8 protein-coding genes and 1 pseudogene are annotated in these 6713 nt (G+C 49.8%); 7 read left to right on the top strand and 2 right to left on the bottom strand.

From position 1 onward, the window contains the following. From KDK15_RS15760 to KDK15_RS21560, 7 genes and pseudogenes are all read left to right on the top strand, one after another. Positions 1–216, top strand: a 216-nt coding sequence (locus KDK15_RS15760) for a hypothetical protein (protein ID WP_257296341.1), incomplete at its 5' end; no start/stop codon positions are given. A gap of 143 nt (positions 217–359) precedes the next feature. Continuing rightward, a complete protein-coding gene (argR, locus tag KDK15_RS15765) occupies positions 360–818 on the top strand; it encodes a transcriptional regulator ArgR (RefSeq protein WP_257296342.1) in 459 nt (152 codons plus the stop codon). Positions 819–847: 29 nt separating this feature from the next. Further along, a complete protein-coding gene (locus tag KDK15_RS15770) occupies positions 848–1084 on the top strand; it encodes a hypothetical protein (RefSeq protein WP_257296343.1) in 237 nt (78 codons plus the stop codon). 105 nt (positions 1085–1189) lie between these two features. Beyond that, entirely contained in the window at positions 1190–2308 is a 1119-nt protein-coding gene (locus tag KDK15_RS15775) for an ABC transporter permease (RefSeq protein ID WP_257296344.1), read from the top strand. Between the two features lie 2 nt (positions 2309–2310). After that, positions 2311–3081, top strand: a complete 771-nt coding sequence (locus KDK15_RS15780; RefSeq protein WP_257296345.1) for an ABC transporter ATP-binding protein — start codon at positions 2311–2313, stop codon at positions 3079–3081. A 69-nt stretch (positions 3082–3150) separates the two neighbouring features. Continuing rightward, positions 3151–4104, top strand: coding sequence for an MlaD family protein (locus KDK15_RS15785; RefSeq protein ID WP_257296346.1), 954 nt, complete (start codon positions 3151–3153; stop codon positions 4102–4104). Between the two features lie 167 nt (positions 4105–4271). Then, a pseudogene (locus KDK15_RS21560) lies at positions 4272–4625 on the top strand (membrane integrity-associated transporter subunit PqiC); the annotation flags it as partial. A gap of 19 nt (positions 4626–4644) precedes the next feature. Here the strand turns inward: KDK15_RS21560 and KDK15_RS15795 are convergent. Continuing rightward, positions 4645–5553 carry a hypothetical protein gene (locus KDK15_RS15795; protein WP_257296348.1) on the bottom strand — a complete coding sequence of 303 codons (909 nt, stop codon included), beginning with the start codon at positions 5551–5553 and terminating at the stop codon, positions 4645–4647. 228 nt (positions 5554–5781) lie between these two features. After that, the gene (gene udp, locus KDK15_RS15800; RefSeq protein WP_257296349.1) at positions 5782–6555 is read right to left on the bottom strand and encodes a uridine phosphorylase; all 774 of its coding nucleotides are present in this window, start codon (positions 6553–6555) and stop codon (positions 5782–5784) included. Positions 6556–6713: the final 158 nt, after the last annotated feature.

Here is a 6713-nt window from a genome sequence, read left to right on the forward strand (position 1 = left end):
TCAAAAGCCAGAGCCACTCGTTCTCTGGTGATCAGCTTGCAAGTTGATTCCGAATCTTCTTATTGCCGGTTGAAATTTATGGCAGAATTGTCCGGTACAGTTTGGGTAAAAACAACAAAGAAATGGATGAAAATTCATATCGGTGGGGTAAGAGTCTATAATTGTCGCCAATTTATGACTCTCACCCTTCGAACACTGCTGAAAATGATTCAGTAAGTGGAAAATCCAAGGTTGTGCTGGTTTTTGGGTATGTATTTCCACGTAGGAGCGAGGCTGTCGCGAAACCCGAAAGCGAGTCTCTCTTCCGATGACTGATAACTCTGAAAGCAGCATTTTTTCTGGAAGGTTATTTGGCGACTATGACTAGCCATAAACAGGATGCCCTGGTTCGCTCTTTCCGTCAGTTGCTTAAAGAAGAGCGCTGCGGCTCCCAGAGTCAGATTGTGACTGTTCTGCAGGAGCAGGGGTTTGACAATATCAGCCAGTCCAAGGTATCGCGCATGCTGAGCCGTTTTGGTGCGGTCCGGGCACGCAATGCATTGAATAAGCTGGTTTACTGCCTGCCTCCTGAGCTGGGCAAGATGGATTCCAGTATCGCGGTAAAAGACCTGGTAGAAGACGTTGGCCACAATGAGTCCATGATTGTCATCAAAACCAGCCCGGGCGCCGCCCAGATGATTGCCAGACTCCTGGACTCCATTGGGGTAAAAGGTGGGATTATGGGCTGTGTGGCGGGGGATGACACCATTCTGGTGGTGCCTGCCAGTATTCAGGAAATTGAAGAGATTACGCTAAGTATTACTGAGATGTTTAACTGAGTTTTACTGTTTTTGCAGCAACCCTCTTTGTGCTCGGGCCTGTTGGCGCCAATGCTTTTCCGGTGATCAAACGAGTGGGCTGGGATAGCGCAGGGACTCCTGGATTACCCGTTAAGAAGATGGCGAATGGAATTTTATTTTATCTTGAAAATACAATGAAATGCTTTTGGGAGGAAAAAAAATTTTGTTTTCATCTGGAAGTATGCCGGGATGTGATGAGTGAAGTAATGTTGAATTATTTGATATTTGAGAGAGTAACCATTTAGTTGTTTTGATGAGAGATAAGTGCAATAGAACTATTCAGTGAGTTGTTGCCTGCTGATGGCGTTTTTCTGTTATTATTGATCTTTTTTTCACGGCATCAAATAAGCATGAGCCAGGCGACACTGACCTTTGATAAAGTGTCTGACCCAAAGGTTGTGATCACGCTGCGGGGCAGCTGGACGTTCAGTGGTGTTTTGCCAGCCCCGGATCAGCTTTCTGTCTTGCTGGATTATGGTCAATTAAAGACAGTTGCCTTTAATATCGGTGATGACTTTTCATGGGACTCCAGACTGCTGGCCTGGCTATTGGCCTGCCAGCGCATGCTGGAGTCTTCCCATTGCCAGCTTGATCTCAGTGGTCTGCCTGAGGATGTCAGAGATCTGTTCAGGCTTGCCAATACCGTACCTCCCAATAAGGCGCTACCGGAAAGACACCCATCCCTGTTGCATCAGCTGGTCAACCGGGTTGCCCGCCTGGGTGATGAGGCGATGGATTTGCTGGCTTTTACCGGCGAACTGGCACTGACTCTGTTCCGCTGGTTGTCCCGAAAAGGGGCCGCTCGTTGGTCAGATATTATTAACTTTTGCCATCAATCCGGTCCTTCTGCTTTGCCGATTATCACGCTGCAAAGTGTCCTGATCGGGATGATTCTTGCCTATCTGGGTATGGTTCAGCTCCGACAGTTTGGCGCAGAGGTGTATGTTGCCAATCTGGTGGGGGTTGGCATGGTGCGTGAAATGGGAGCATTGATGACGGCGGTGATCATGTCCGGTCGAACCGGTGCCGCCTATGCCGCCCAGCTGGGCACCATGCAGGTTAATGAAGAGATTGATGCATTAACAACGCTGGGCATAAAACCCATGGATTATCTGGTGTTACCACGAACGCTGGCGCTGATCCTGACCATTCCTCTACTCTGCCTGTACAGTAATATTCTGGGCATGTTTGGTGGTGGGCTGGTGGCTACCAGTATGGATATTACCTGGTTGATGTACTTTTACCAGCTCAGGGATGCCATCTCTTTGGGTGATATCATGACCGGCGTTGCCAAGAGCTTTCTGTTTGCCCTATTGATAGCCATGGCCGGGTGTCGTGCTGGCCTGGCTTGTGGTCGCTCCTCTGCTGCAGTAGGTCAGGCGACCACCAATGCGGTAGTCACGGCTATTATTTATCTGGTGGTGGCCGATGCCGGGCTGAATATCCTTTTTTATCACCTGGGAATCTGAGCATGGGTCAGCTGCAACAGGAATGTCAGGAGGTGGTGATTGAAGCCCGTGGCTTGACCATGAAGTATGGTAGCAACCTGATTCAGTCCAACCTGCATTTTCAAATCAGCAAAGGTGATGTGTTTGTCATTATGGGGGGCAGTGGCTGCGGTAAGAGCACGCTCCTGAAACATATGATTGGGCTCTATGAGCCGGCAGAGGGTGACATCCTGTTTGGTGCACAGAGTTACTTTACCGCATCCCCGAAGCAGCAGTTGGCAATGCGGAAACGTTGGGGCGTTACCTATCAGGGGGGAGCATTGTTCAGCGATAAAACACTGGCTGAAAATGTTGCCCTGCCACTGGCACAGTATACGACACTGACGAGTAAAGATATTCGGGATATGGTGCGTTATAAACTGGCGCTGGTGGGTTTGGCCGGTTTTGAAGACTTTTACCCATCCCGGATCAGTGGTGGTATGTGTAAGCGTGCAGGGCTGGCCAGAGCCATTGCCCTGGATCCGGATATCCTGTTTTTTGATGAGCCTTCGGCTGGACTGGATCCTCTCAGCGCCAGACGGCTGGATGACCTGATTCTGCAATTAAGGGATTCCACCGGTGCCACGGTCGTGATTGTCACCCATGAGCTGGCCAGTATTTTTGCCATTGGCAGCAATGGGGTTTACCTCGATGCCAACAGCAAAACCCAGCTGGATACCGGGTCTCCCGACTATATGCTTAAGCACAGTAAACACGACCTGGTCAGAGAGTTTTTGTCCAGAGGTGAGTGTTAAAGACGGGGGAATGTACAAAGCGACTCAATGAGTTAAGGTTAGTTAAGCTCGCTTTTCTGAGAGAAGCCTATGAATAGAAAATCCTTGTCGGTATCTGTCGGCCTTTTTGTCATTCTGATCATTGCCATGACGATTGCTCTGGTATTGTTTCTTAATGCGGATGGTTTTTCCCGGAAGGATGTCCAGCGTTATCAAATCCTGTTTGACAGCTCAATAAAAGGCCTGAATGTTGGCGCTCCCGTAACTCTGCGTGGTGTGAAAATTGGTGAAGTGGTCACAATCAAGACCAGGCTGTATCACAATCACCAGAAGGTCTTGAATGTGGTCACTATTGATATGTACCCGGATGCCATCAGTGAACAGGGGAAAAGCAGTGACCATAATGTGCTGGGACAGTTGCTGAAGCAGGGGCTCAGTGCCCAGATTGGACTGCAGAGTGTATTGACCGGATTGCTGTATATCGAGGTGGATTTCTTTGACTCCCTGCCGGAAATGCAACCTGTGGCTACCGAGTATCCACAGATTCCCACAGTTCCCAATAACCTGGAAGAGTTTATTGAGCGGTTTGAGAGCATTAATATGGCAGAAATGGCCAGTAGTTTAACCAGCGTTCTGGATAATCTGGCCAGGCTGACCGGAGATGATCGGCTGAACAAACTGATTGATGATGTTGATACGGCATTTGTCAGTATGGAAGCTATGTCCAATGAGATGAGCTCCAGCATGGCGGGCATTCGCAGCGAGTTTGCCGCCATGTCGCAGGATGCCGGGGAAGTGACAGCATTACTGAAAACCCAGTTACCTGCAGCCATACAGCGGCTGAATGAAACCATGCTGCAATTTCAGGAGACCATGTCCTCAGCAGAAGAGACGCTGGCGGCTGACTCGCCATTGATGTATCAGCTGACGCAGAGTTCAAAAGATATCAGTCGTGCCTCCAGAGCTGTGGACGATCTGGCTGACCTGCTGCAGCGTCAGCCCGATTCGATTATCTTTGGCAGACAGTCAGGAGACGCCCGTTGAGCCGTTACCTCCGTATATTGAACCTTGTTATATGTCAGAGAGCTGTTGCTGCAAAGGCTTTCTTCCTGATCATGTTGCTGTCGGGCTGTTCAGTGAAGAATCCAACCTATCACGATTATACGCTGGTAGCGGCAACGGTTTCACAAGAGCAGAAAAAGCTTTCCGACATGCCCACTACGCTGGGGGTTTTTCCGGTGAATGTTGTCGGTTGGCTGGATAAGAAAACGATTACCTGGAGCGATGGTGGTGTTCGTTTACAGTCCTCTGTGAACCATCACTGGGGGGAGCCCTTACCGGAGCTGCTGACACAGGCTATGGTGCAAAATCTGCGTCAAAAGGTTCACTCCGGCAGTTGGGTAAGCTCAGGCCCATGGGTTCGGGATAAACGCCCGGAAGTGGTCGCGTTTATTGATGTTCAGTCTATAGCGTTGGTGAACCGGCAGTTGCGGATCAGCGTGGCCTGGTTGCTGGAAGGGCAGGATCGGCAGGTTATTGCCCAGCGGGAAAAGGCCTATACTCTGCCGCTGGAGAGTGTTGATTCTACGCAAGCTTTCGTTCAGACATTAAGTCAGGTCTGGGGGGGGGGTTGCAAACGATATGCTTCAGCGTTTTATCTGGCTTCGCAAATAAGGGCGCATTTGAGGAAATTTGCCCGGGAGGTGATCCGGGATAGATCTTTCTGTCTTGATCTTCAGGAATGGCGCTGCGCTTTCTGCAGCCTCTGAAGTGATTATCGTCAATGACTTCAAGTAATACAAAATCTCCAAGCCTATTTAAATCAAAGTTTTTCAGCTGAGTGTCAGGGATGGACAAGTAGAAACCATTGGCATTAACACCAGTCATAATGGTACCAGTGTCATTCACTAAAATGACTGGCTTTTCCAGCACTCTGGCAACCAGGGGGACGATGAATGTATACATCCACTCGCCATCATATTTGATTGCGTCCATACCGGTCATGCCAACGTGCTCGGAATCATCCGTTAAATAGGAGTAAAGGTGTTCTTCAAACACAGGATCCCGCCAGCCTTCGTATTCATTGAAACTTAAATGATTGTTTTCGTATTCATTGAAACTTAAATGATTGTTTTCGTATTCATGTATCCATTGTTTTGCTTCTTCATACACTTGTTGGCGTAAGGTGTGAGCATTCCAGCCGGGGCAATGCTCACATGGCACAAGAGCAGCATGGAAAAAACAATCGCCATCGCCAGGAACATCGACAATTTCGTACCCTTGGCTGTACAAAATGTGGGATGTGGTGTCAGGACGGGGCTTGGGTATAACAACCGGTATATTGATATCTTGGCGCAATATTGAAGGAGTAGTACTGTTTTGTTCAAAGGCAGTGACGGCACAATCTGAAGAAACCACGGTAATAGCTCCAAAAACCGCTGCTGTGGCGGGGAATCCTGCAAAGATCGCGCTCAAAGCAAAGGCTGCGGACACAATGGCGGCAGTCGTTGAGAGTACACGAATTGCCCAGCGCTTCCAGCTGACCTGTGGTTGATCTGTCGGGGAAGTATCTCCGGACCGATCCACAGAACCGCTGGATGAAGATATTGGTAACGTCTGTAGCAAAAGAGCCTCACCTGAACATCATATCATTCCCAATTTTATTCCCCCCGCATCCATCCAGACTCCCGGTTCAATATTAAGTCAGTAAAGTCGGGGTTTTCAGTCAGTGCTTCCCAGAAGGCGCCTTGCGGCTCCGATCACGGTATTAATCGCGTTGGGCTCAACACTGGCCAGCTTTTCAGGATCCGGCGTTTCATTGCAGGTGCGGTTAACGATGACTCCGGCAACGCACCCGGCTTTAAGCCCCATGGCAGCGCACATGGTCAGCAGGGTTGCGGACTCCATTTCATAGTTAAGCACCCCCATCGATTGCCACTCTGCCATAGAGCCCTGTAGCTCTTTTCTAACCCGTTGGGTGAAGGTGTCATAACGTTCCTGACCGGGGTAGAAGGTGTCGCTGGAGGCAGTAATACCTGTCCAGTAGTTAAGCCTGCTTTGTTCGGCGGTATCTACCAGGGCACGGGTGCACTGAAAGTCGGCAACGGCAGGATAGCTGATTGGAGCAAAATGTCGGCTGGCGCCATCCAGACGAACGGAACCGGTGGTAGTAATGACATCCCCCACATTGATGTGGGGCTGGATGGCGCCGGTGGTGCCTACTCTCAGAAAAGTACGGATACCCAGTTGTGCCAGCTCTTCTACGGCAATAGACGTAGAAGGTCCACCGATACCGGTTGAGCAAACCACAACAGACTCACCTTCCAGCTCCCCACGCCATGTGGTGAATTCCCGGAGGCTGGCCAGCTTTTTCGGGTTATCCATTAGTTCAGCAATGCGTTCGACCCGTTCCGGATCACCGGGGACAATGGCCAGTGTGGCACCATTCAGAGCCTCCTGGGTCAGGCCGAGATGAAAAACTTCGCTGCTGCTCATATATGCCTCCGGAAACGCCCCCTGGATCATTGAACTTTACTTTATAGCCTCCATCATAGACGCATCCAAAGGTATTGTTTATCGATCTGAATCAATATTTAGCCACCTGGTGAGTAGACCGGCGGAACTTCCCCGCCAGTCTCTCGTAAAACGGTACG

The organism is Endozoicomonas sp. YOMI1 (assembly GCF_024606345.1).
GTDB lineage: Bacteria > Pseudomonadota > Gammaproteobacteria > Pseudomonadales > Endozoicomonadaceae > Endozoicomonas.